The sequence below is a fragment of the Candidatus Eremiobacterota bacterium genome, assembly GCA_031082125.1.
Classification (GTDB): Bacteria; Vulcanimicrobiota; CADAWZ01; order CADAWZ01; family Ess09-12; genus Ess09-12.
In genome coordinates, this window is record JAVHLM010000006.1 from 110,277 (window position 1) to 133,071 (window position 22,795).

General features: G+C 57.2%; 19 protein-coding genes. 7 read left to right on the forward strand and 12 right to left on the reverse strand.

Features of this window, described 5'->3' with window-relative positions; genetic code table 11:
* Nucleotides 1–14: 14 nt before the first annotated feature.
* Together RDV48_08690 and RDV48_08695 are read right to left on the reverse strand one after the other, a co-directional pair.
* On the reverse strand, nucleotides 15–1,037 hold the full coding sequence (locus RDV48_08690; protein ID MDQ7822855.1) for a hypothetical protein: 1,023 nt from the start codon (nucleotides 1,035–1,037) through the stop codon (nucleotides 15–17).
* 20 nt (nucleotides 1,038–1,057) lie between these two features.
* Nucleotides 1,058–1,843, reverse strand: coding sequence for a hypothetical protein (locus RDV48_08695; GenBank protein MDQ7822856.1), 786 nt, complete (start codon nucleotides 1,841–1,843; stop codon nucleotides 1,058–1,060).
* A 328-nt stretch (nucleotides 1,844–2,171) separates the two neighbouring features.
* Between RDV48_08695 and RDV48_08700 the strand changes: the two genes are divergently transcribed.
* Nucleotides 2,172–2,948 (forward strand): M23 family metallopeptidase, encoded by a 777-nt coding sequence (locus tag RDV48_08700; GenBank protein MDQ7822857.1) that lies wholly within the window; start codon nucleotides 2,172–2,174, stop codon nucleotides 2,946–2,948.
* On the opposite strand, the gene RDV48_08705 is transcribed toward RDV48_08700, so the two are convergent.
* Nucleotides 2,893–4,020, reverse strand: coding sequence for a heparan-alpha-glucosaminide N-acetyltransferase domain-containing protein (locus RDV48_08705; protein MDQ7822858.1), 1,128 nt, complete (start codon nucleotides 4,018–4,020; stop codon nucleotides 2,893–2,895). The genes RDV48_08700 and RDV48_08705 overlap by 56 nt on opposite strands.
* A 54-nt stretch (nucleotides 4,021–4,074) precedes the next feature.
* Between RDV48_08705 and RDV48_08710 the strand changes: the two genes are divergently transcribed.
* Complete coding sequence (locus RDV48_08710; protein ID MDQ7822859.1) at nucleotides 4,075–5,010, forward strand: class I SAM-dependent methyltransferase; 936 nt, start codon at nucleotides 4,075–4,077, stop codon at nucleotides 5,008–5,010.
* A gap of 46 nt (nucleotides 5,011–5,056) precedes the next feature.
* On the opposite strand, the gene RDV48_08715 is transcribed toward RDV48_08710, so the two are convergent.
* Nucleotides 5,057–6,937 carry a hypothetical protein gene (locus RDV48_08715; protein ID MDQ7822860.1) on the reverse strand — a complete coding sequence of 627 codons (1,881 nt, stop codon included), beginning with the start codon at nucleotides 6,935–6,937 and terminating at the stop codon, nucleotides 5,057–5,059.
* 228 nt (nucleotides 6,938–7,165) lie between these two features.
* Between RDV48_08715 and RDV48_08720 the strand changes: the two genes are divergently transcribed.
* On the forward strand, nucleotides 7,166–7,774 hold the full coding sequence (locus RDV48_08720) for an L-threonylcarbamoyladenylate synthase (GenBank protein MDQ7822861.1): 609 nt from the start codon (nucleotides 7,166–7,168) through the stop codon (nucleotides 7,772–7,774).
* Nucleotides 7,775–7,786: 12 nt separating this feature from the next.
* On the opposite strand, the gene RDV48_08725 is transcribed toward RDV48_08720, so the two are convergent.
* From RDV48_08725 to RDV48_08740, 4 genes are all read right to left on the reverse strand, one after another.
* On the reverse strand, nucleotides 7,787–9,805 hold the full coding sequence (locus RDV48_08725) for a hypothetical protein (protein ID MDQ7822862.1): 2,019 nt from the start codon (nucleotides 9,803–9,805) through the stop codon (nucleotides 7,787–7,789).
* A gap of 119 nt (nucleotides 9,806–9,924) precedes the next feature.
* Nucleotides 9,925–11,205 carry a radical SAM protein gene (locus RDV48_08730; GenBank protein MDQ7822863.1) on the reverse strand — a complete coding sequence of 427 codons (1,281 nt, stop codon included), beginning with the start codon at nucleotides 11,203–11,205 and terminating at the stop codon, nucleotides 9,925–9,927.
* A 1-nt stretch (nucleotide 11,206) separates the two neighbouring features.
* Nucleotides 11,207–11,899 carry a class I SAM-dependent methyltransferase gene (locus RDV48_08735; GenBank protein ID MDQ7822864.1) on the reverse strand — a complete coding sequence of 231 codons (693 nt, stop codon included), beginning with the start codon at nucleotides 11,897–11,899 and terminating at the stop codon, nucleotides 11,207–11,209.
* 72 nt (nucleotides 11,900–11,971) lie between these two features.
* A complete protein-coding gene (locus tag RDV48_08740) occupies nucleotides 11,972–13,552 on the reverse strand; it encodes a hypothetical protein (protein ID MDQ7822865.1) in 1,581 nt (526 codons plus the stop codon).
* A gap of 226 nt (nucleotides 13,553–13,778) precedes the next feature.
* Here RDV48_08740 and RDV48_08745 point away from each other — a divergent pair, with 226 nt between their 5' ends.
* Both RDV48_08745 and RDV48_08750 read left to right on the forward strand, forming a co-directional pair.
* A complete protein-coding gene (locus RDV48_08745) occupies nucleotides 13,779–14,975 on the forward strand; it encodes an aminotransferase class I/II-fold pyridoxal phosphate-dependent enzyme (GenBank protein MDQ7822866.1) in 1,197 nt (398 codons plus the stop codon).
* Nucleotides 14,976–14,985: 10 nt separating this feature from the next.
* Nucleotides 14,986–16,290 carry an MFS transporter gene (locus tag RDV48_08750; protein ID MDQ7822867.1) on the forward strand — a complete coding sequence of 435 codons (1,305 nt, stop codon included), beginning with the start codon at nucleotides 14,986–14,988 and terminating at the stop codon, nucleotides 16,288–16,290.
* Here RDV48_08750 and RDV48_08755 read toward each other — a convergent pair.
* Together RDV48_08755 and RDV48_08760 are read right to left on the reverse strand one after the other, a co-directional pair.
* On the reverse strand, nucleotides 16,287–17,237 hold the full coding sequence (locus RDV48_08755; GenBank protein MDQ7822868.1) for a helix-turn-helix domain-containing protein: 951 nt from the start codon (nucleotides 17,235–17,237) through the stop codon (nucleotides 16,287–16,289). The genes RDV48_08750 and RDV48_08755 overlap by 4 nt on opposite strands.
* A gap of 392 nt (nucleotides 17,238–17,629) precedes the next feature.
* Nucleotides 17,630–18,688, reverse strand: a complete 1,059-nt coding sequence (locus tag RDV48_08760; protein MDQ7822869.1) for a 2-dehydropantoate 2-reductase — start codon at nucleotides 18,686–18,688, stop codon at nucleotides 17,630–17,632.
* A 123-nt stretch (nucleotides 18,689–18,811) separates the two neighbouring features.
* Between RDV48_08760 and RDV48_08765 the strand changes: the two genes are divergently transcribed.
* Nucleotides 18,812–19,939 (forward strand): tetratricopeptide repeat protein, encoded by a 1,128-nt coding sequence (locus tag RDV48_08765; GenBank protein ID MDQ7822870.1) that lies wholly within the window; start codon nucleotides 18,812–18,814, stop codon nucleotides 19,937–19,939.
* A 13-nt stretch (nucleotides 19,940–19,952) separates the two neighbouring features.
* On the opposite strand, the gene RDV48_08770 is transcribed toward RDV48_08765, so the two are convergent.
* Nucleotides 19,953–20,876: a hypothetical protein gene (locus RDV48_08770; protein ID MDQ7822871.1), complete on the reverse strand. Its 924-nt coding sequence runs from the start codon at nucleotides 20,874–20,876 to the stop codon at nucleotides 19,953–19,955.
* 63 nt (nucleotides 20,877–20,939) lie between these two features.
* Complete coding sequence (locus RDV48_08775) at nucleotides 20,940–21,707, reverse strand: outer membrane lipoprotein-sorting protein (GenBank protein ID MDQ7822872.1); 768 nt, start codon at nucleotides 21,705–21,707, stop codon at nucleotides 20,940–20,942.
* Between the two features lie 168 nt (nucleotides 21,708–21,875).
* On the opposite strand from RDV48_08775, the gene RDV48_08780 reads away from it, so the two are divergent.
* The gene (locus tag RDV48_08780; protein ID MDQ7822873.1) at nucleotides 21,876–22,787 is read left to right on the forward strand and encodes a diguanylate cyclase; all 912 of its coding nucleotides are present in this window, start codon (nucleotides 21,876–21,878) and stop codon (nucleotides 22,785–22,787) included.
* Nucleotides 22,788–22,795 lie beyond the last annotated feature (8 nt).

Here is a 22,795-nt window from a genome sequence, read left to right on the forward strand (position 1 = left end):
CTCCGGCAGGGTTCTCAGTTCTTCACCAGCGTCCCGTTCTTCTTCTGCGCCACAAAGGAGTAGAGATAGTCAATGGTGAGAAGGTCAAGATATGCAAATCCCGTAGTGACAAAGATATTATGGGTTTCTTCAGGCTTGAAGGCGCCGCCTATCACTTCCCTGAGCTCCACGACGGTGTCGTCGGTGATGAGCCCCTTCTGCTTCCAGCGCTTCAGATCGGCGCAGCGCAGGGAGTGAACTACATCGACGAATATCCTCCCCACATGGCGCGGCACATCCTCCTCCATCTCCGAGAGGTTGTCGGCGTCGGCACCTGAGCTTGAGATGAAGCGCAGGCCGTATTTCTCAAGATCGCTTCCCGAGACAAGGGGTGAAGGCGAGTACGTCGAGAGGACCAGGGCGTCGGAGCCCTTTTTTACCTCTTCCAGGGTCCGGGGAAACTCGCAGGGAATGTTCCGCACCTTGGCGAGCTCCTTGAAGTTTTCAAGATTCACCGCATTGGTGTCAAAGCAGAGGAATTTCTCCACCGTGCCCTGCTGGTGGATAAACTCCGCCGAGTAATACCCGCAGCGGCCGCAGCCTATGATGCCGACGCGGCGGGCGCCCTTCCCGAGGTGCTTGAAGCCCAGGGCCGCGCAGGCCCCGGTGCGCACCGACGAGAGGACACAGGCATCGAAGACGCCGATGATGAAATTATCCCTGGGGTGGAACAGAAATGCCTTCCCCACGGAAATCTTGTCCTTGATGAGCTCTTCCTCCTCATTGGTGCCGATGAGCTTCACGATGTTCACCGAGCCGCCCTCCCGGTGCATCTGGCAGGGCATGACCCTGAAGTCGCCGCGCATGCCCGGGCTGTAATAGATTTGCTTGGGCGTGAGCATGAGCTTGTCGGGGTGGGCTGCCCAGAACCTGAAGCCCTCCTCGAAGTGATCGAAGTATTCCCTGCGGTGCTCGGTGAGTATCCGGTGCACCTCCAGATCGTCGAGGTAAATATGAGGTTCTTCCTGAAGCCTGAGAAGTTTCCTGAGATCGAGCATAGCTCTCCTCCTTACAATTTCTATGGTGTAGATATGTCCAGCTTGCCGCTCTTTGAGAAAAGAAGCCACCAGAGGTGGTATCCGAGGTTCTGGCACCAGATGCAGGCCTTGTTGGTGCAGGCGCTGCGCTGGATTTTCTTTTTCCAGAGGGCTATCTCGTATTTCCCCTCCCTGAACTTTCTGGGGACCGTGTAGACCTCCTTGAAAGCGCCGCTCACCTGGCGGCAGTCATGGCTTCCCTCGGCAAAGATGTCCTTGTAATCCTTCGGGTAGAACGAAGAGCCGAGGTAGGCGCCTCCGTTGTTCGCCTCGCCGGAGACGGTGACGACGAGCATATCGGACTGCTCGGCAACGGCAATCTTCAGCTTCAGGGCGCCCGCCGCAAGGAGTGTCCCCGAGGCATAATCCTGCATCTTCTCGGGGTGATAGCCGAACTTGCCGCAGGCGAAGCAGTCTGCCACGTTGCACTTGCTCTTCGGCACCTTCTCCCCCCAGAGAGCCGCTTCAAAGACACCGCCATAATATTTTTCAGGCACTTCCCAGTACTTGGTAAAACTGCCCGTCACGGGCACAAGCTCATGGAAGCCCTCTTTCAGGCGGTTCGTGTACTGGGGCGGATAGAGGGATGTGCCCAGAAAGAGGGTTCTGCCCTCTGTGGTGCCCGTCACCTGGAAATAAAGGAGCTTTCCCGACGTATCCTTCGGCGAGGCGACTATCTTGATGCCGTCGATGCTTTGTCCATATGCCATGCACGGCAGGCAGAGCAGGGCTGCCGCTGCAAGGCATATGAGAATGGTCTTTTTCATTTCTCATCTCCTCCGCTTACCTATTCCCACCCTGAATGACCTTTCGGGAGCCTTAAGACAATGCGCACCCGCCACGGGTCCCCTTACCATCCGAGGCCCATTGTCGTTTCATGAGGCTCACCTCTTATTTATACTATATTACGCAGAAAAAATCAATTTATTTCACACAATTTTATAGAATTTTCAAAGATTTCCCATGAAGGGAATAAGAAGGCATCCCCACGAATATCACGTACAGAGGGATCAGGAGCCTCTCAGGAGAAGTTGGCCCTGGGAATCCTGGAGGTTTTTCCCTCATCCTTAGGAAGAGATGCTCCCCGCGGAGTCGATGATGAAATATCTTAAAACCGCCTTCATTTCGCTGTTTCTTGCCTTTGTGCTCTACCTTGCCTACCAGAGTTCGGCACCGGCCGGAAAGCACGGCGGCGTGGAAATTCCTTCACTTCCGCCCGATGAGGCCCTCATGGCGGAAGCTCCCGCCTTTGACGGCTGTGTCATGCCTGTGGAAGGAGTCTCTTACCAGAAAGGCCCTTCTCCTTCCCGCATACCCCTTGATACGGTATGGTGCGGATCGTATTACTATTTCCCGAAAAACTACAAGGCGGCTGGCGCCAGGGAGACTGAAATCTACGCGACCCGGGCCACGGGGTCGGGGTCGCACCCGGGGGTGGATATCGCCGTGCCCGTGGGCACCCCGGTGAAGGCCGTCGCGGCAGGAACGGTGATCCTTGCCGGGTGGCGCGAGGGGTGGGGAAACCTGCTGGTCATCGCCCACCAGGTGCCCGGCGCCGGGAAACTGTATTCAGTGTACGGCCATCTCTCCGGCTTCATCAAGACAGGCGGCATGGTCAAGAGAGGGGAGTTCGCGGGTTACTCAGGGGCAAGCGGCAGTCCCTATCCCCACCTCCACTTCCAGATTGACAGGAACCCCTTCCCCTATTACCCCTCATCGGGCGGCGCCTATCCCTATACGAGCCCCCTGCACCCGGTGAACCGCCTGGAAGAGCAGGAGCAGGTGAAAAAGAACACCTGTGATCCTCTCCTTTTCGTCAAGGAGCACCCTGCGGCCGCTCCCGGTAAAGACGCTTCAAAAGGGGCACCCTGAGGGTGAGCCATCCCCGGCATACAAAGGCGCAGAGCACGAGAAGGAAGGGGAGAAGGGCTGCCACAAGGGGCGCCGACAGAGTGCCCTGGTACCAGCCCCTGGTGAGGCCGAGAGGCTCGGTGAATCGGAAAACCAGGTAATGGAAGAAAAAGAGAAAAAAGGCGGCCTTGCCGAAGTCCTCAAGAGTTCTCATGACAGGCCCCCGGGCCTGCTTGACCTCCCTGATATGATAGAGGGCTGCAAGTGAGAGGGCCGCCATTCCCAGCCAGAAGGCCAGCAGTGGCAGCTCCATATGAAAGAAGGCTTTCTCATCGTAAGCCATGGCCAGCAGATTGACAAGCCGGCCCTCCAGGACCAGCACCCCCAGTGAGCCGATGATCAGCGCCGACCCTGCCATGAAAGCCATCCCCATGAACCCCGAAAGGTTCTCGCCCTTATGAGCCCTGGAAAAGGCCCAGGCCCCGCAGTATCCCATGAAAGGGAAAAAGGCCCAGGGGAAAAGGGGGAAATAGGCCTCCATGGGAAGGCCCCTCAGGAGGGTGAGAAAATACGACGGGGGGAGCTTCATCTCCCAGAACACGGGGCCGAAGGAGCCGAAGAAGAGGGCAAGAACAAGGCAGAGCCCCACACTGTACCTCCCAAGGGGAGCCACGAAAGAGAACAGTACGAGGCAGAGCCCTATGAGGTGAAGAATCTGCACGATCATGAAGGTCTCTGAGAGAGGATGGCCCTTGGTGTCGGGAAGGCAGAACATCAGATAGTTGAAGATATACCCCGAGAAAAAGATGGCCCAGCCCCTGAAAAAGTTCCGCATAAAGATCTCGGTGCCCGGCTTATCCGCGCTGATCCTGATCTTCCGCGCAGAAAGGAAGACGTTGAAGCCCACGAGAAATAGAAAAAGGGGGGCCGCAAGGGAGCCGACGAAGTTGGCGCCCTTCCACAGGAAGCTCCCGAAGCTTTCGCTCTGTGTGTCCATCCAGAAATCAAAGGCATGGACCACCACCATGGCGAGGAGGGCCAGGCCGCGGGCGGCATCAATAAAAGCGTAGCGGGGGATTTTTCTTTCTTCCATGGCAGTGTATGAAATTCTGTAAGACGGGGAAAAAACCTTTAAGAGGAGGATCTGTTGCCGCAAAACAGTGCCTGCCCTCTCTGCGGGGGAAGCGCCTTCTCCTTCTGCACCATTGCGGGCTCTGGTTACCTGCGCTGCGGGGCCTGCACGCTTGTCTTTCTCGATCCCCTCCCCGATCCCGGGGAACTGAAGAGCCTTTACCGGGGCGCCTATGCAAAGCTTCTTGGTATTCCCGCCAGGCGGGAGGAGGAGCTTTTCCTGAAAATGGGCCCGAAGCCTGAAGAAGGCGCCTCCCTTCTTGACATAGGCTCATCGGGAGGCCATTTCCTTTTGGAGGCCCAAAGGAGGGGATTTGCCGCCGAGGGTGTCGAGCTCCGCGAGGAGGGAAGGGGGGCCTCACCGCCTCTTCCCGTGTTTTACGGGCCTTTCGAGGAATACCCGCCGGGGCGGACCTTTTCCTTCATCACCATGCTTCACACCCTTGAGCATTTTCCTGATCCCGTGGCCATGGTGAGCAAGGCGAAAAGCCTTCTCTCCCCCGGAGGCTCCCTCTTGATCACCGTGCCCAATTTCGGGAGCGCCGCCGCAGGAGTCCTGGGGAAATACTGGGAATGGTTCCAGCCCCCTTTTCACCTCTTCCATTTCAACGCCCGCACCATGGCGCTTCTCTTGGAAAAGTGCGGCCTCGAGATCTGCGAGATCTCTTCCCGGCGGAGCTTTTCACTTTCCCTCGCGACACAGCTTTCCTTCTACCTGCCCATAGTGCTTCTCAAGATGAGCGGCATCTATTACCGCGCGAGAACCAGGGTGACTGGCGGGAGCGGCAGGGGAAAAGCTCCCCTTGTGGCCCTTCTCCAGGCTTATCTCAAAGGGGCCGATGTGCTCATGGCGCCCATGGACCTGCTCTTGACACCCCTTTCAAGGCACCTTGAAAAGAGCCTGAAAGGTGAAGAGCTTGTGATAGTGGCCCGGCACTGCTCTGGGAAATGAAAAGAGGAGGCTTGAGGCCTCCTCTTTAACGTGCTGGTGACGGCGTCTACTGACCTGCGATGCGGAAGGGGATCTCTTCCGCCATCTTGAGGTACTCCTGGCCTTTCTCCTGGACCACGGCGCCTGCCTTGTCGGTCTGCACGCCCTTGTCAACCTCCTCGGTGCCTTCGCGCTTCTGCCTGGTACCGTCAGCAATCTTGGCTTCGCCTTCCTTGACCTTCTCCATACCCTCGTGCTCCTGGGCATCGCCGGTTTTCACCTTGCCGAGGCCGCCGGTCTGGAGGGCAATTCCCTCATCCTCAAGCTTGTCGCCCGAGGTCATCTGCTCCAGGGCCTTCTTCTTCGCCACGAGGGCAGCATCAGTCTCACCGCTCCCGGTCTTGACCTTCTCAAGCCCCTCCTTCTGCTTCCCGAGGGCATGGGCCTGCTGGCCGTGGGCTGCCGTTATCTTGGCGGCACCGGCCTGCTTCTGCTCAAGCCCCTTCGTGACGAGGGCATCGCCTGCCTCGACATCAGAGAGAGCCTTCTTCTGCTCAGCCTGGGCGCCCTTTTCCTTCTCAACGCCTGTTTTCATCTGCGTCTCGCCCGTGGTCTTGTCGGTCATGCCCTTGGCCATGAGCTCGTTGCCCTGCTTCTCTTCTGCTATGGCCTTCTTCCTTGTCTCGTTGGCCATCTTCTTCTTCTCCTGGGCGGTATCCTTGAGCTCGTTGGATTTGCCCATCTCATCTTTCGCTTCAAGGGCAAGCTTTTCAGCCAGGACGCGCAGCTCCTTCGCCTCCTGGGTGAGGGTTCCCGCCTGGGCCTGGAGCGCCTCGGCCTCTGTCTGCAGGGCCACGGCCTTCATATGGTAGGTTTTTGCCTCTTCGCCCCTCAGGGTCCCCACGTTCTGGAAGAGAATCCCCTCGGCAGTGGACGTGGCGCCTTCACCGGCAAAGAGAGGGAGCCCGGAGAGGTCCTGGCCTGCCTTCTTGTCAACCTCGGCCTTTTTCAGGAAGAGATCGGCCAAAAGATTTGTCTTCTTGCACTTTTCCTCTTCAACGATGGACTGTGCTATCTTTACGGCGCTGTCACCCTCTTTTTTCTGCGCCTCTTTTTCCTTCAGCTCGGCATTATAGACCATATTGTCGCTTTCCTTCTGCTTGGTGACTGCCGATTTTTTGAGGGTAAAACTCTCGGTGGCCGCAAGATTGCTCTCCTTGTCGAGGGCTTCAGCCTCGGCATAATCCTGCTTTGCAGCGGCCACGAGGGCGTCGCCCTTGGTGACGGTGTCAGAGCCGACCTTGAAGGTGCCCACGCCGGTATTGACATCCTGCTGCCCTGCCTTCTCGTTCCCGATGCCCAAGGCTACGCCCTTGAGACCTTCCTGCTCCTTGAGCACTCCCTGCTCGCCGACGACGATGCCTTCCGTAATGGCCGCTATGCCTTCCTTTTCGGTGGCGATGGCCTTCCCCTCGCATTCAAGAGCCCTTGCTATCTGCTCTGTGCCGCACCCTTTCTTGGCCTGCGCCTTGGCATCGGCCTTGAGGCCCTCCCCAAAGGCGGCAATGCCATCCTTTTCCAGCTTATGGCCTTCCTGCTGCTTCACCGATCCGGCCGTGATGTCCTGTACGCCTTCCTGTTCGAGCTTCTGGCCTCCGGCCACCTGCTGTGTGCCTTCATCGACCTTGGCGGTGCCCTGCTTTTCCTTCTCAAGGCCCTCCATCACGTTCTTGACTCCCTTGCCGATAAGGGCGAAGCCTTCCTCCTGGAGCTTCTGGCCCCGCGAGATCTCCTTGTCGCCGAGCTCCTTGAGCTGCTTCCCCGCCTCGAAGACATCAGTGGTCTCTATAAGCTCCTTTTCCTGAGGCGCCTGGGAGGGCGCCTGGGAAGGCCTGCTCTGCGAGGGAGCCGGTGTCCCCGTCACGTTCATATTTTGATTGATATTCATCGCATCATCCCCCTGTTCATAAAATATGAATAAACATGTAGTTTAATCTTATCAGATAGAGGGCCAAAATGCAATAAGAGAATGTTGCCAAGATGTTACCAAATCGGCACATTCAAGGGAGCGGGAGGACATTTTCCCCATTGGAAGGGTTTCCCCTCCCGGGCAAAGAACTATCAGGGATTATCGGCAAAACCTGCACACCGGTGCGTTCCAAGGGAGGTGGCCTCCATGATAGTGGAACTCGATCCATTGAACCCGCTTCAGAAGACAATAAAGAAAGTGGTGGAGCTGCTCAAGAACGGCGGAATCATCGCCTATCCCACCGATACCATCTACGGCATGGGCTGCGATCTCTTCAACAAGGCCTCGATAGAGAAAGTCTACCAGATAAAGAAGATGCCCCGGTACAAGCCTTTGAGCATCATCTGCAACGATCTGAAGGATATCTCAATCTATGCGCAGGTCTCCAACTCGGCCTACAAGATCATGAAAAAGCTCATCCCCGGACCTTACACCTTCGTGCTTCCCGCCACGAGGGTCGTTCCGAAGATCATGCTCACCAAGAGAAGGACGATAGGCATCAGGGTGCCCGACAACCTTATCTGTCTCTCCATCGTGAGGGAGCTCGGCAGCCCCATCATCAGCACGAGCGCCTCGGTGACGGCCCAGGAGATCATGAGCGATCCCGGTGAAATAGAGGAAAAATTCGGCCACATGCTCGACATGGTCATAGACGGCGGCGTGCTGGTCTCGGAGCCCTCTTCCATGCTGGACCTCACCGAGGAGGTGCCGAAAGTGGTCCGTGAAGGCAAAGGCGACGTCTCCATGTTCATGTGAGAGATGGCGGCGCTATGCCCTTCTTATGGCAGAAGGGTTCACTGCCTGGGCTCCTCCCGTTCCCGAGCCCTCCCATGGCCTGTTGGCCGCCATGGCCATGATCTGTGTCCCCATGCCCCCCGTGGCAGAATCGGCGCCGTAAAACCTCGATGTGGCCATTTTCCAGTCGCTTGAGGCTTCAAAGTTGTCCCTGAGGCGCCTCGCGGCAAACTCGATATTGTAGGCGGGGTTCTTGTTCCCGCGGGCCACGTCATAGTCGGGGTTGATGTCGGGATTCACCTGGACGGCGCCGCGGATGTCACTGTCGGAAGCCTGGGTGTTCACGTTGAACTTGCTGTCGTTCCAGGCGACGGCCTTCATTATCTCCTGGGGGATGCCATGCTTTGCCGCTACTTCTTCAAGCATCTGCTCCACCTGGGCCTGCGTGGCATTGGTGCCGTACTGGGAGACTTTCACGGTGGGATCGGGCTTCCGGCCGCTCATGTCAATGGGCCCGCCCGGCGAGGGCAATGACGCCACTACTTCCTTGGCCCGCTGCTCCTGGACCTCCTGGGCGCTCCCCCCCCCCATGGGCGCACCGGCGGGCGTACCGGCGGCATCTCCGCCTTCGCCCATCTTGAGCCCGGAGCCGCCGCCAAGCATGCCGAGCCCCATGAGGAGCCCGCCGTAATCGGTGGTGTTGGCCGAGGTATTGCCGGGGTTGTTCGAGGAGCTCCCTGATCCGCCCTGGCTTCCCGGGATCTGGCCCTTCATGGCCGTGTGCTCGTCAAGCAGCTGCTTCGCCTTGGCGAGCTTCACCTTCACCTGGGAGAGCTCGGCCCTCTTGTCGGCGAGGTCCTGCTTCTTCTCGGCGAGCTTGTCCTTCTTCTCGGCGAGGCGCTCCTCGATCTGCTGGAGCTTCTGATCAAGCTGCGCCACCTCCTGCTGGAGGGTGTTGATCTTGCTCTCGATGGGCTGGAGCTGGGTGTCAACCTGAGACTGCTGGGCCTGGTTCTGCTGGAGCTGGGCCTCCACCTGCTGGAGCTGGCATTCGGCCTGCTGCTTCTGCACCATGAGCTGGTTTTTCTGCACCTCCAGCGCCGCCGCCTGGGTATCGAGGGATACCGCTTCCGCCTCTGCCGCTACCGCCGCGGCAGCCGTGTAAGGGTTTGCCGCAAGTGCCGCCGCCTGGGCATGGAGCGATGCCGCCGAGGCCCTCATGGTCCCTATCTGGGCCGTCATCTGGGTAATCTGGGTCCCAAGGCTCGATATCTGCCCCTGGAGCGAAGATTTCTGTGACTGGAGCTGGCTCTCCTCGTTCTTGAGCTGGTTTTTCTGGTTCTGGAGCTTCTGCTGCTCCTGCTTTGCCTGGTTGAGCTCCTGGTCCTTCTGCTTCTTCTGGTTCTCAACCTCGCTCTTCTCGTTCTCGAGGGATTCTATCTCCTGCTCGAGCTGCGATATCTCCTGCTCGAGCTGAGAGATGATGTTCTCCAGCTCGCCCTTCCTGGATTCAAGCTGCTGGACGGCGCTCTGGAGCTGGGAGATCCTGTCGTCGAGTGAGCCCGAGAGGTTCAGGTCCGCGCCGTTACCGCCGAGGCTGTCCAGGAGCTGCTGGCTCTCCTTCTGCGAGGCATCCTTCTGGAGCTGGTCATAATCGGTGCCCTTGTTCCCCAGCCCCGGTATCATGGGAAGGCCGCCGCCGCCGCCGGGCATCTTCATCCCCTGCTCCGTTCCCGGAGGCATGAGCTGAGGGTCAGGGTTCACCCTTTGCATGTAATCATGGAACTCCGAGCAGAACTGCTGGTGGGCCCCTGGATCGTCAAGAAGCTTCATTATCTGGGGAAGCTGCTGATCCTGGGGAAGGGCCGCTATCTCTGATGAAGGCTGCTCGCCGGGAAGCCAGGCTAACTGCTGGGCCTCCTCCATGGCAGGCGTCATCTGGACTGCTTCCGATCCCGGGGCGGGCGCCTGCGCCACTTCTCCTCCCCCGGAGTAAGGGCTTACAGGCTGCATGGTGCCATACCCGTCAACGGACCTGATTTCCTCTGACATGTGACCAACTCCTTTTATGTGTACGTCCTGAAGGACAGAGTACCCCATATACTTATCACGACAAGGGGCCTCATGGTAAAGGGCTCTCTCTCTATTATACACTAAAATATACCCGAAAATCAGTGGACGTGGTCAAAAAGATCTTTCATTCTCCGGAAATGATACATGAAACGGTCGTGGCTCATCCTGTCGTTGAGGAGCATGTACCGCTCGCCGGTAAAAGTCCTCACGTCAATATCAAGAGAAGGCCAGTCCATCGCGAGGGGATCGATGAGGCCCCGATCCTTGGCGTCATGCCAGACGGGCGTGGCAGGGAAAGGCACAAGGGGGCTGAAGGAAAAGCTTTTCATGGTGCCCCTTGCAAGATTTCGCTCGATAAAACGGTAGGTCGCCTCAAGGTCCTCTTCCTCCTCGCCGGGGGCGCCGATGATGAAGGAGCCCACGGGCGAGAGGCCGGCGGCGCTCGCGACATCAAGGGCTTTCTGGTTCTGTGCCGCTGTCGTGGTGCCGCACTTCAGCTTCGCGAGAACCCTGTCCGATGCCGATTCAATGCCAATATGCACAAAGCCGGCGCCCATGGCCCTGAGAGCCCCGCAAAGGGACTCCGTTGCCCTGTCGGCCCGGAGGGTCACCGTCGAGGAGAAAGACGGGCCTGCCACCTCCTTGAGGGCGGCAGCGACGGCTTCCACCCGCTCCTGGCTCACGGCAAAGAGGTCATCCATAAAGATAAGGAATGGGGAATTGAAGCGCTTCACAAGCTCGCCTGCTTCCCTGGCCACGTATGCGGGGCTGTGAAGCCTGTATCCCCTCCAGATTGCCGACGATGCGCAGAAAGCGCACCGTGCCGGGCACCCCCGCGATGAAAAGAGCCACTGCACCTGTGAAACGACGCCGGTCCATGCCCGCTCGGGGAAGGGCAGGCTGTCAAGATCGGCGATGGGAGCGCGGTGCGGTGTCTTGCGCAGCGAAGAGCCGTCGTGAAAGACAATTCCTTCTCTCTCGATCAATGATGAAGGGGAAAGCTTCCCCTCTTTCAAAAAAAGATCGACAAGGGCGGCGAAGGTGGCTTCACCTTCGCCAATGACGCCGGCATCAAAGAGCGGCGCAAGGCTCTCAGGAAGGGTGCTTATATGGGCTCCTCCAAGGATCACGGGGATGCCGAGCTCCTCCTTCACTTCACGGGCCATGGCCACGGCAAAAGGTATGGCCGGCGAGGTGGACGAGATGCCCACCATGGAGGGTTTTGCCGACAGGAGCTCTTCACGGTCCCTGCAGATGCGCACCGAAACACCGCGGAAAGCCTTTTTCACATGGGATGCAAGTGAGGCAAGCCCGAGAGGGTAGAAGACACGGTCTTTCCTTGAAGGATCGTAGGCCTCAAAAAGGGCAATTTTCAGCATATCACCTCCGGGCTGCCACGGAGTAAATAAAGTCCTTGAAGGCCGCGTTGATTATGAGCTGGAGCCTGAAGACCGTCTTGCGGTATGCCTCTTCCAGCGCAGTGGGGGCCCCGGGGCCGGGAGGAAGGGGCTCAAGCTCGAGAAACTCCGGAGGCAGATACTGGCGATAGAGAAACTCAAGAGAATGAAACCCCGCAGCTTCAAGTATGAATTTCAAGGTGAGGGGATGGACAGGCGCCACATGGGTGGGATCCATGAAATAGGGACCGAGGCTGAAGAGGCAGCCCGGGTTGAGGGTCTCGGCGACAAAGAAGGAGCCTTCCGCAAGGACGCGGTGGCTCTCGGCGACGAGAGCCATGAGGTCCCTGGGATGGAGATGCTCTGCCACATGGGAGAGGAAAATACCTTCCAGGCTCCCCGAAGGGAGGCCTTTTAAGTGGGAAAGCCCTTCCTCACCAAGCACAGTGAGGCCCTTTTCCCCGGCATGAAGGCGCATCTCGTCATTTATCTCTACCCCGTAGGCGCTGGCGGCACCGCGCCCTACAAGAAGCTCAAGAAACTCGCCGCGGCCGCACCCGATGTCCACTATCCTTGACTTTCCCTCGAAAAAGCGAAGATACCCCTCCTGCTCGCGCTTCACCTGAGAGCTCGAGCCCCTGTGGCGGTTTTCAAACTCGAGGTAAGAGAACTCCATGGCATGCACCCCCTTCCATAGGAAAAGGGACCCCGAAAGGAGTCCCTTGTCATTCGCTCTCATCAGCCCCGATTACTTGTGGGAACGGTCAAGCCACTGGCTGATGCACCGCAGCGCACCCTTCCTCGTGGCAAGGTTCGGCATGGGGATGGGGAATACCTCGAATCCCTCTTTCTTGTAAGTGCCCAGCGCCTGATTGTCAAGCTCGGGGATATTGAAGATCGGCAGGAACACCCGCTTCACCCTGGTGCCGTCATCCTTGGTGAACTGCTCCTGGAGGCAGTTCGTATAGGTGACGTTGGGTGCGCTCCAGCTGGGCTCGGCGTAAGGCATGCGGACAGTCCTGAAGCCCTGCTTCTCGAGGTTTTTCGCATACTTATCAAAATCACGCTGCTGGTTGGGATATTCCCTGTTGTTCCCCTTTTCCGGATCCTGGAAATCGGCCTCGGTGAGGGTCTTCCCCACAATGTCCGACAATTTGCCGAGGACCTCGATGCGCCGCGAAGGCGTCATCTTGTCAAGAGCCCTCTTCACCAGGCTCGGGTCACCGACAGCCACCGTCTTTTCGTCAAAGGGGGTAATGGCCATGTCAAGGTGGTCATTGGCAGGACCCTCCACCTCGGGTGTCGAGGGGTCATCCTCGCCCATGACCACTATCTTCTGGCCGAACTCTTTCTGGAAGAGCTCTTTTGCCGCCTTTATCCACATGTCCCCCTCGGCCATCTGATTGGCCCGGAGCTCCGGCTTCTTGTAATCGGGGTTCACCTCGAGCTTGAAGGGATGCTCATGCATTCCCGGCTCCACTTCCCTCGGCACCATCTTCCAGGGGAAGAGGCTCTTGTCGTCGGCGGTGAGCACCTCCTTGCCGGTCTTCTTTTCGTAATGGTTCCTTATCAGCGATGCGAAGGATTCATCCTTTCTGCCGAGCTCCTTGAGCTTTTCGGCAGTTTCGGCAATGGAGAAGTTCCCGACAAAGGTCTCGTTCTTGGTGGACACCACCTCGCCGCCGTCGGTGACGATCCGCTTCTCCTGATCAAGGACGATGCTGGGATACTTATCAGCGATGTAGGGCGGCACAAGGGTATCCTCGTTATGCCAGCTATGGAAGGTGGTCTGGTTGAGGAGGGCCGTCTTGGAGTCATCGGCGGGGAAATACATGCCAATCATCTGGTCGCGGGCCCACACCGTGAGAGAAAGGTTTGGTGGCTGGATGAACTGGATACGCTCGGGATTGGGTATATTGTTGTCCTTGATGACTTTTTCAATATCCTTCCTGTCCCTGTCGCTCTCGACGACCATGGTGAACTTCGTGTCGGGCTCCATATTCTTGAAGACCGTTTTATAGGCAGTGAGCACATCGTTACGCATAGAGCCGCCCACGTAGCTTGAGAGCTGGAGCGCGAGGTGCTTTACCCTGCCAAAGTTGTCGGGGAGAATCCTTGTGTTCCCCAGGAGCTTCGACTCTCCGACGGGAGCTTCGCTGCAGAGCTTCTGAAGAATTGACTGGGTGAGCTCCTTGGTGTCATCGGCCCTGGTAAAGCCATCTGCCCGGGAGACTCCTGCACTTTCCTCCTTCGCTTTCTTTGCTTCACCTTTTTCAAGATAGGCGGGGAGAGGGGAGTGGGGCGTGAGACGTCCTATTGAATCTGCCATGGGTGCCAACCGTTCCTTTCATGGAAAATCTCTGTACGACCATATTATACCGCAAAAAGGGCTCTCTCGCGCATCTTGGAAAAAATTAACCTTTTGTTAACATGTCCGGGACCGACGAAAAAAGGGCAGGCAGGGCTCCGGCTCTCCGGGGCCGGGAGTCGGAAATGAGGCAGGATAAAGGCCCCCCGTCACGAAGTCTCTGGGAGCTTCCAAGGAGGACACCCCCATGAAAAAAGTCACCGCAACGCCAGCACCATGGCTTTCCAGCATTCCCCGCTACCCTTTCATCGCGCTCCGGGAAAAGAAGGAGGCCCTCAGGAAAAAGGGCGTCGAGGTCATTGATTTTTCCATCGGCGATCCCACGGCACCGACACCGGACTTCATCATTGAAGCCGCCTCATCGGCGATGAAGGAGCTTCGAAGCGCAGGCTACCCCGAGAACAGGGGAAGCCTGGACTTCAGGAAGGCCGTGGTTTCGTGGATGCGCAGACGCTTTGCCGTCACTCTTGACCCTGACAGGGAGCTTTTCCCCTCGCTGGGCGCCAAGGAGGCCGTCTTTGCCTTCCCGGGCTGCGTGACAGGGGGAGGCGTTCTGGTGCCCACGCCGGGCTATCCACCTTACTACAGCGGCGCCCTTGCCGCCGGCAAGAGGGTTCATCTCGTTCCCCTTCTCGAGGAAAAGGGGTTTCTCCCTGATCTCTCCTCAATTTCCACCGATGCCGCCAAGGACGCCAAGATCATATGGGTCAACTATCCCAACAATCCCACCACAGTGCTTGCCACAAGGAAATTTTACAATGAGCTGCTGGAGTTTGCGAGGGATTTCAACATAATCATCGCTTCCGACGAGTGCTACACCGAAATGTATCATGACGAGGCTCCTGAAAGCCTCCTTCAATACGGGAAAGAGGGCATAATCGTCTTCCAGAGCCTCTCGAAGAGAAGCAATATGACAGGATGGCGCGTAGGCTTCATGGCCGGCGATGCCGAGCTGATAAGGCTTTTCCTCCTTGCCAAGGAGAACATGGACTCGGGGTGTGCCACCTTTGTCCAGAAAGCGGCGGCGGCAGCCCTGGCCGATGATGACCACGTCGCCGCCATGAGAGAGGAATACCGCGAAAAGAGGAACATCCTCAAGGCCGCCCTCAAAGAGATGGGTCTCCGCGAGGGCTACTCAGGCGGCACCTTCTACCTCTGGCAGCCTATCCCCGAAGGCATACGCTCGGCGGAGTTCGCGGCGCGCCTGCTGGAGGAGGATGTCGCGGTCGTGGTGACGCCGGGACCGGCGCTCGCCGTACCGCTTCCCGACGGTACCAATCCCGGTGAAGGCTTTGTGCGCTTCGCCCTTGTGCCTCCCATTGAAAGCACGAAAACGGCGGCGGCAAGGCTGGTAAAAGCCTGCAAAACTCTCGTAAGGAAGTAAAGGAGCGCCCATGGAAAAGCAAAAGCCCGATCTGACCGTCTGGCAGATCATCAACATGAGCATCGGATTCTTTGGAATCCAGCATGGCTTCGAGATCCAGTTCGCCAGGATGAGCTCAATTTACGAGAAGCTCGGCGCCCAACCGGAGCAGATCCCCTTTCTGTGGCTTGCGGCACCCGCCACGGGCCTCATCATCCAGCCCATCATAGGCTATATGAGCGACAAGACGTGGATAGAGAGCCTCAAGATGAGAAGGAGGCCCTATTTCTTCACCGGGGCGCTTCTCGCCACCATTGCCCTGCTGCTCATGCCCAACTCATCGGCCCTCTGGATGGCCGCCGGGTGCCTCTGGATCCTGGACGCCTCCCTCAATATCAGCATGGAGCCCTTCAGGGCATTCGTGGCAGACAAGCTCAACACGAAGCAGCGCCCCACGGGATACGCCATGCAGAGCCTCATGATCGGGCTCGGAACGATTGTGGGCAACTATATTGCCTCCCTGGATCTGCTGAAGATGTACCCATCCCTTTCCTCAATAGGCCCCACGTCTATGCATCTCTCATTCTATCTCTGTGCCGCCATCTACCTTGTGTGCATCCTCTGGACCGTTTCCACCACGCCGGAATATCCTCCTGATAACATTGAGGAGATAAAGCAGAAAGTCCCTCCGGGCGAGGCTCTTGCCCAGTGGTTCAGGGAGACCAGGGAGTGCTACCTGGCCATGCCGCCGGTGATGAAGAGGCTCGCACTGGTGCAGTTCTTTACATGGATGGGCCTTTTCTGCATGTGGATGTTCTACACGGTGGCCGTGGCCCACTATGTCTTCGGCGCCTCAGATCCCCATTCAGAGCTCTATGACAAGGGCATCCGGTGGGGAGCCCACACCATGCTGGTGAAAGGCGTGGCGACGCCCCTCTTCGCGCTCATGATCCCCTTCTTCGTGAAATACCTGGGCAGGGTCCATACCCACGCCCTTGCCCTGCTGATATGCGGCATCGGGCTCTTCTCGGTGCCCTTCATCCACAACCCCCACCACCTCTATTTCCCCATGGTGGCCGCCGGGATAGGCTGGGCCTCCATTGTGGCCATGCCTTACGTGATCCTCGTGGAGCACCTCCCCAAGGCTCAGTACGGCATATTCATGGGAATATTCAACATGTTCATAGTGATACCGGAAATCTGTGTCTCCCTGGGGCTGGGAACATTGATTATGAAATTCCTCGGGGGAAACCAGGCGATGACCGTGGCCTTCGGGGGAATCCTGATTATTATTGCCGCCGCCATCACGCCGACGCTGAAGAAATTTGACGTCTAATGCTTCTTTGCTCCGGTGCGGAGCACTTTTTTCCACCAGGGCTTCCGCCGCTCCCTGAGCTCATGCATCGCCTCATCCATCTGGCACCTGAGGGCTTCTTTTGCCCGCTCTTCTTCCTCAAGCCTCTTTTTCAGCTCCGCCAGGGAGTGCTCGTAATCCTTCACCCTGGTCTCGTAATGCTCCCTGTTTTTCTCTTCATCGATGAAAAGGGTCGTGAGCTTGTTACCCAGCTCCGACACAAGAACATCCTTCTCCCTTGATTCTTCGGCAAGCTGGCTTTCAAGCTCCTCTATCTTTGCGCTCACATACTCGGGGGGCGCAGGGAGGACTTTCATCTTTCTGTCAAGCTCCTCAAACTTGAAGCGGTACATCATGAGGCCCTGCATAAGACCGTCGCGTTCCTTCTCCCATTCTTTCTGCCTGCGCTCATAGTGCTCAAGGGGAACAGAGGGCTCCACGAGATCATCCTGGGAGGGCAGGGTCTCGTCTTCAACGACATATATCCTCTTCTTTTCCCCGTCAACAGAGGCCTCAAGCATTTCTGACCCATGTCGCTCATCAGGGCTTTCCTGATCTTCCTGCCGGTGATATATGTCCGGCCTTTCCGGAAGAGCGTCACCTATGTCGGGATCGGCAAGACATATTTCTGCGCATATTGCCGGGTCGCCGCCGTTTTTCCTGAGGGTGCAGAGCTCACATTTTGCATTGGGAGCGTCGCCCTCTTTCACCCTGAGCACGTCGCCCTCTTTCACCTTGGGAAGGTCACCGGAGAGCTGCCCCAGGGCGTCGCGGTGGATGACCCAGTAGGATCTGCCCTGCTCCTGGACCTTCTTCACCCCGTCTATTTTTTTCCTGTGAACAAGAAGTCTCACGGCATTAAGACTCTTCCCTGTAAGCTCACTTGCCTCCTTGAGGGTAAGCCATTCTTTTCCTGTAAGCCTGGCCATTTCTCGTACCTCCCCGGGCTCCCGCCGGCGGGGCGGGAAAATAATCGTGCTAACATTCTCGCGCCACGGGAAAATTCCTGCCGGATTTCCGGGGACATATTTCGGGCCTGGGGTGATGGATGAGGTCATCGCTCTCGATAAAAGGCCGCGGCAGGGTGAAACAGGGAGAGGAGGGGGAAACAGGACGCAGACACAGGACCTGGCCATGAGACACAGACAATTGATACAGACACAAGACACAGACAGTGGATACAGACATGAGACACAGACAATTGATACAGACACAAGACACAGACAATGGATACAGACATGAGACATAGACATGGCGCACAGGCATGTGACATAGCCAAAGGACACAGACACAGGGCACTGAGAGGCCCGGGGAGAGGGGCCTAAGGGGCATCCCCTTTCCCTTCCCGCGCCTCGAGGAGTGCCTCGAGGAACTCCTCTCTCTTTCCCCTGAAGCGATCACGGGGAATGCGGCCCTTTGCCATGGCATCAAGAGTCCTGTAAAGAAATTTATTGACGGGGACCCGAACGCCAAGGCGCTCTCCCTCTCTCGCCACGGCGCCGTTCAGCACCTCCACCTCCGAAGATCCCGAGCCGCTTTCAAGGTCCAGGTAAAGGGAGGGCATCTTCGAGCCCCGCGACATGGATTTCTGGCTGTTCACGATAACCTCCAGCATGGTAGGCGAGGCAAGGGAAAAGAGAAGGGCAATGAGCCTCACGGGGTATGAGGGAAGGTCCACGGGGGCGATCTTCATTTTTTTCATCACTTCAAGGGCCTCCAGAAAGGCCTCCTTTTCAATTCCCGTGAGGCGCCTGTCGTAAAAGATCTCCTGAGGAGGCACGGCGAGCAAGGCTGATGCGGCGTTGCCCAGCATGTTGATGAGGAGCTTTGACCATTTCAAGGCCCTGTAGTCCCCGTAGATCCTCGTCACAAAGTCTGCCCTCTTGAAAAGGGTGAGCACTTCCTCGCAGGAATCGCCTTTCCTTACCGGCGCCACGCCGATTCCTCCCCTTGCATTGGCAATTTCCGGGACCCCTGCCGGGTTCCTTCCTACTGGAAGCGTGATGGCTCCAGAGAAGAGCTGATCGGCACCAAACCTGGAAATGAGAAACTCTTCATTTCCTACGCCGTTCTGGATGGTGAGAAGGGAGGTGAAGAGGCTCCTGTCAAGCTTCTTGACGGCCTCTTCAGTATGATAGGCCTTGACACAGAGAATGGCCAGGTCATAGGGCACCCGGCGAAGGCCACCGGAGAGGTCTCCATCGGTCCTCACCTGCGATACTCTGTGGGTTTTCCCGTCAACTACCATGGAAAGGCCGTCTTTTGCAAGGGCGGCGATGACTTCAGGGCGATCATGGTAGGTGACCTCCTTGCCTGAGAGCGTAAGCCTCACTCCCAGCATGGTGCCTATGGCACCGGCTCCGATTATAAGGATCCTCACCTTGATCCCTCCTTGAGAATATTTCCATGCTTTTTCCCCACAGGAGATATTTCTCCTCTTCCTTGGAGGAAAAAGAGGTGAAAAAGAGAAATTTCGCTTACCACGTCACTACAAGGGGGTACTATGGTGATTCAAAGGAAATGGGCCCACTGGTGCCTGGCCGTCATGCTGCTGGGGCTTCTCGCAGGGTGCGGCATGTTCGATCCTGCCGCCCAGGCGAAAAAACACATGAAACTGGCCCGGGAAAGCATCGCGAGCGGCTCATACGATAAGGCCGCCGAAGAGTTCAACGAGGTGCTGAAGTATTCTCCCGACAATCCGGGAGCCCTCCAGGGGCTCATCGAGTGCTACGAGAAAAAGGGCGATCTGGAGAAAGCCATCGAGGCGCAGAAGAGCTCCATGGAAAAGAGTCCCTCTCCAGGCCAGGCACAGAAGCTCGCCTCCCTTTATATCGCAAAGAATGATGCCAGGAACGCCCTTGACGTCCTCATGAAAGAGCTCGCCATCAGTCCTGCCGATGCCGAGATAAACAGGCTCATAGGCGAGGCACAGCTCTGTGACAAGAAGCAAGACGAGGCCCTCCGGTATTTCCTTGCATGCCTCCTCTATGACAGCACCTGCGACTTCGACTTTGAAAAGGCCAAGAACGAGCAGCCTTACTTTTTCTTCTTCAAGTACTTCCCCGTGCCCTATGGTGACTTCAAGAGCAAGGATATGGCCCGCGCCGTGATGGATAAAGCAAATAAGATTATTGCCTCACTGGGATCTGCGAAGGCTCCAGAGGGCAAGGACAAGCTCCCTCTCGATCTCTTTGCCGACAAGATGGTGACGCCTGGAGAAAAAATCGGGAGCATCAAGCTGGGGACACCCTTTGAGACCGTGAAAAATGACTTTGGTGAGGGCATGGCCCTTGCCGTGACAAAAGAGATGCTCTATACCCACAAGAAGTACCGCATACTCGCCTTTGTGGATGAAAAGGGGGCCATCAGCCAGCTGAGCTGCCAGGACAGGCGCTTCATCACCGAGAAGAGAATCATGGCCGAGGCATCAAGCCCCGGCGAGGTCATCGCCGAGTACGGAAGCTCGTACTCGCTTTACCCGGCGCCTCCGCAGGAGAAAGCCACCTTCAAGATGGTCTATGAGAAGGAGGGAATCGGCTTCTCCTTTACAGGGATAGCGGTGAGCGATATCTTCATCAGGCAGTCCTTCCCCTCAGCCACAGCCGCCTCACCAGGCGAGGAGACAAAATAAGAGCGATCTTCGTTCATTTGCTCGCCCGGGAGGACTTCCCGGCGGCATCCTGTATTCCTGCGGTGCCGGCATGCGGGGCTTTCATGGCCGCGACGGCGGCAAAGCGTGGATTCAGAAGAAAGCGATCGACCTTGAAAAAGAGAGCCTTTTCAGGGTCTTCATGCTTTGAGGGCGGCATAAGCTTCGCTGCAAGCTCGCCCTTCCTGAGCTCAAACTCATCATCACTCATTGCGCGGGCCTTGTCAATAGTCTGGGAGATGCTTTCCATAAAGGCCGGGATCTCTTTTTCCGGGATCTCCTTCTTGAGCTTTTTCTGGATGCGGGCTGCGGCTTTCTCCTTCATGCGGTGAAGCGCTTGTTCGGGAAGCTCGCGGGCCCTTGTGAGAAGCTTCACTGCTCCTTCATTGTCGCCAGACTGGCCGATGCGCTCGGGGTTCGAGATGCTCTTTACAGGGATGAGGCAGGGCTTGTATTCCGCCACGATTATCCTCTGGTTGTCCGTGAGGAGGGCCTGCACCTTCCCGTTGAGGCTTTTCATCGTGTCCCTGTAGGCTTCCTCCTCGCGATCGAAGCGGGATTTTATCACATTATGGAGCCTCTTGGTCTCCTCGCTCGCGTCGCCCGTCCTCATTACCTCGTCGCGGAGGTTCTTGAGCACCGGCAGGCTCTCACGGGCGAACTCCTCCTTCACCTGAGCGAAATGCTCTCTCTCTCTTTCGGCTTCCGCCGAGAGAGGGGCGATTTTTGCCACCTGTTCTGATGTAAGGTAGAGCCCCGTAAGGAGGTTGCCTATCTGCACCTCGTCATGGAGCGCCTGGAACTCGCCTGCCTGAGCCCCCCCCCCACTTTTCTTCTCGGCCGGGCATATGGGGAGCACAGCTACTGCCACCACAAGCACAAAAGCCATCAAAGCGCCTGCAAGAATCCTCTTTCTCATCAATGTCACCCCTCTCATCTTACTCTTATGGTAAGACCCTGAAAGAGAGATTTTGTTTCCGCGTTACTTGACGAACTTGTCCATGGGCTGGAAGAGGCTCTCGTCAAGGCCTGCGTTCACGGCAACTGCCTTGTAGACCACCACGCGCACCAGTGATTCATTCCTGAAGATCTCAAGCTTCATAGGGAAATAGCGGCCGTCCTTGGTCTGCCCTATCTGCTTGTAAAGGACCTTCTTGGTCACCTCGCCTCCCTTGTCCTTCTGCTTGAGGCTCACCTTCAGGGGTACCCATCGTGTCCTGTCAATACATGCGGTGACCTCCTCAGAGGGATTGGAGGGATTGGTGATTTTCACCACGCTTGTCTGTACGCCGTCAATAGTCTCGCTCCCTGAAACGGTGTACTGCTTGTCCACGTCCTGGGGATAGCGCATTACTCCGAAGGGCAGGTTGAGGGGGGCGCTGGGCTCGTCGGCTTTCTTTTTCACGGGATACTGGCCCGTTGAAAGGTAATGCCAGGCATTGATCCCGTCGCGGATGATTATCATGTTCCTCCCGTCAAAGGGTCCGCCGGGATCGATAAGGACCGAGTCAATCCTGAGCTTGTTGGGCGCCTTGAAATAGATCTTGTCCTTGCCTGACGGGACAAGCGAAGAATCGGCCGAGCCCGCTACGCTCTCCTCGAGCTCAATGACCAGGTCATGGACAGGCATCTGACCCGAGGGGATATAAAGGTGATCGACGAGCTGCCGCGCGTCAATATTTGAAGCGGCATGGGCATAAGGAGCAGAACACACTATGAGAAGCATACAGAGCCCTGCAAGATATTTCATGTCACGTACCTCCATGGTTCATAGTGGCAGAGGAGCCCCCATGGTGATTACGCCGCCGAGGGCCCCTTTAATCCCTTTCTCCAAAAAGAGAAGAAAACCTTTTATGGGAGGGTTTTATCGCAGAGAGGGAGAATTTGTGGTGACAAAGAAGCTCCTGGGAGGACTCCGTTGAAAGAGCAGCACAGAATCCTGGTAGTTGATGACGACGAGGTCATCCGCACCATGCTTATCCAGCTTCTTGAATCATCGGGCTTTCTCGCCCAGTCGGCCAGGGATGGCAGGGAAGCACTCGGCAGGGTGTCGGAGTATTGCCCCGATCTCATCATCCTGGATGTGAACATGCCCGAAATGGACGGCTACGAGGTGTGCCGGATACTTCGGAGCGGAGAGGAAGGCCACGAGATCCCCATTATCTTTCTCTCCGCGAAATCGGAGCTTGAAGACCGCATGATGGGCTTCAGAATGGGCGCCGATGATTACGTGGCCAAGCCTTTCAGCTTTGATGAGCTCCACGCGAGGGTCAAGGTCTCCCTCAAGAAGATGGAACGCCTTGACAAGGAGCGTAAAAGGCTGAAAATCCTCGAGGAGGAGGCAAAGCGCGATGAGACCACAGGAGTCTATACAAGGAAGTTCTTTGAGACAAAGGCCAGGGACGAGATAAAGAGGTCCCGGGATCTCTCCTCTCCCCTCTCCCTCCTTGCCATTGACATTGACGGGCTCCAGTCGATCAATACTGAGTATGGCTTCCAGCAGGGGAACAGGACCCTTACCCAGGTAGGGGAGACCCTGGCTTCCCATGTCCCTGCCAATGGAATACTTGCCCGCTACGAGGGCGGGGAATTTGCCGTGGTCCTTCCCGATACGGACCTGATGAAAGCCGAGGAGATTGCCGAGGTGCTCCGCACAGTGGTGGAGGCCCGCACTGTATCGCTCTTTCCCTCGGGCTTCATCCATGTGACGGTGAGCATTGGCGCCGCATTGCTTGGTCCCCGTGAAGGGATGGATCATCTCGTGAAAAGAGGGGAGCAGGCCCTCTCCAGGGCGAAAAGCACAGGGAAAAACAAGATCTGTGTCGCCTGAGAAGAGGG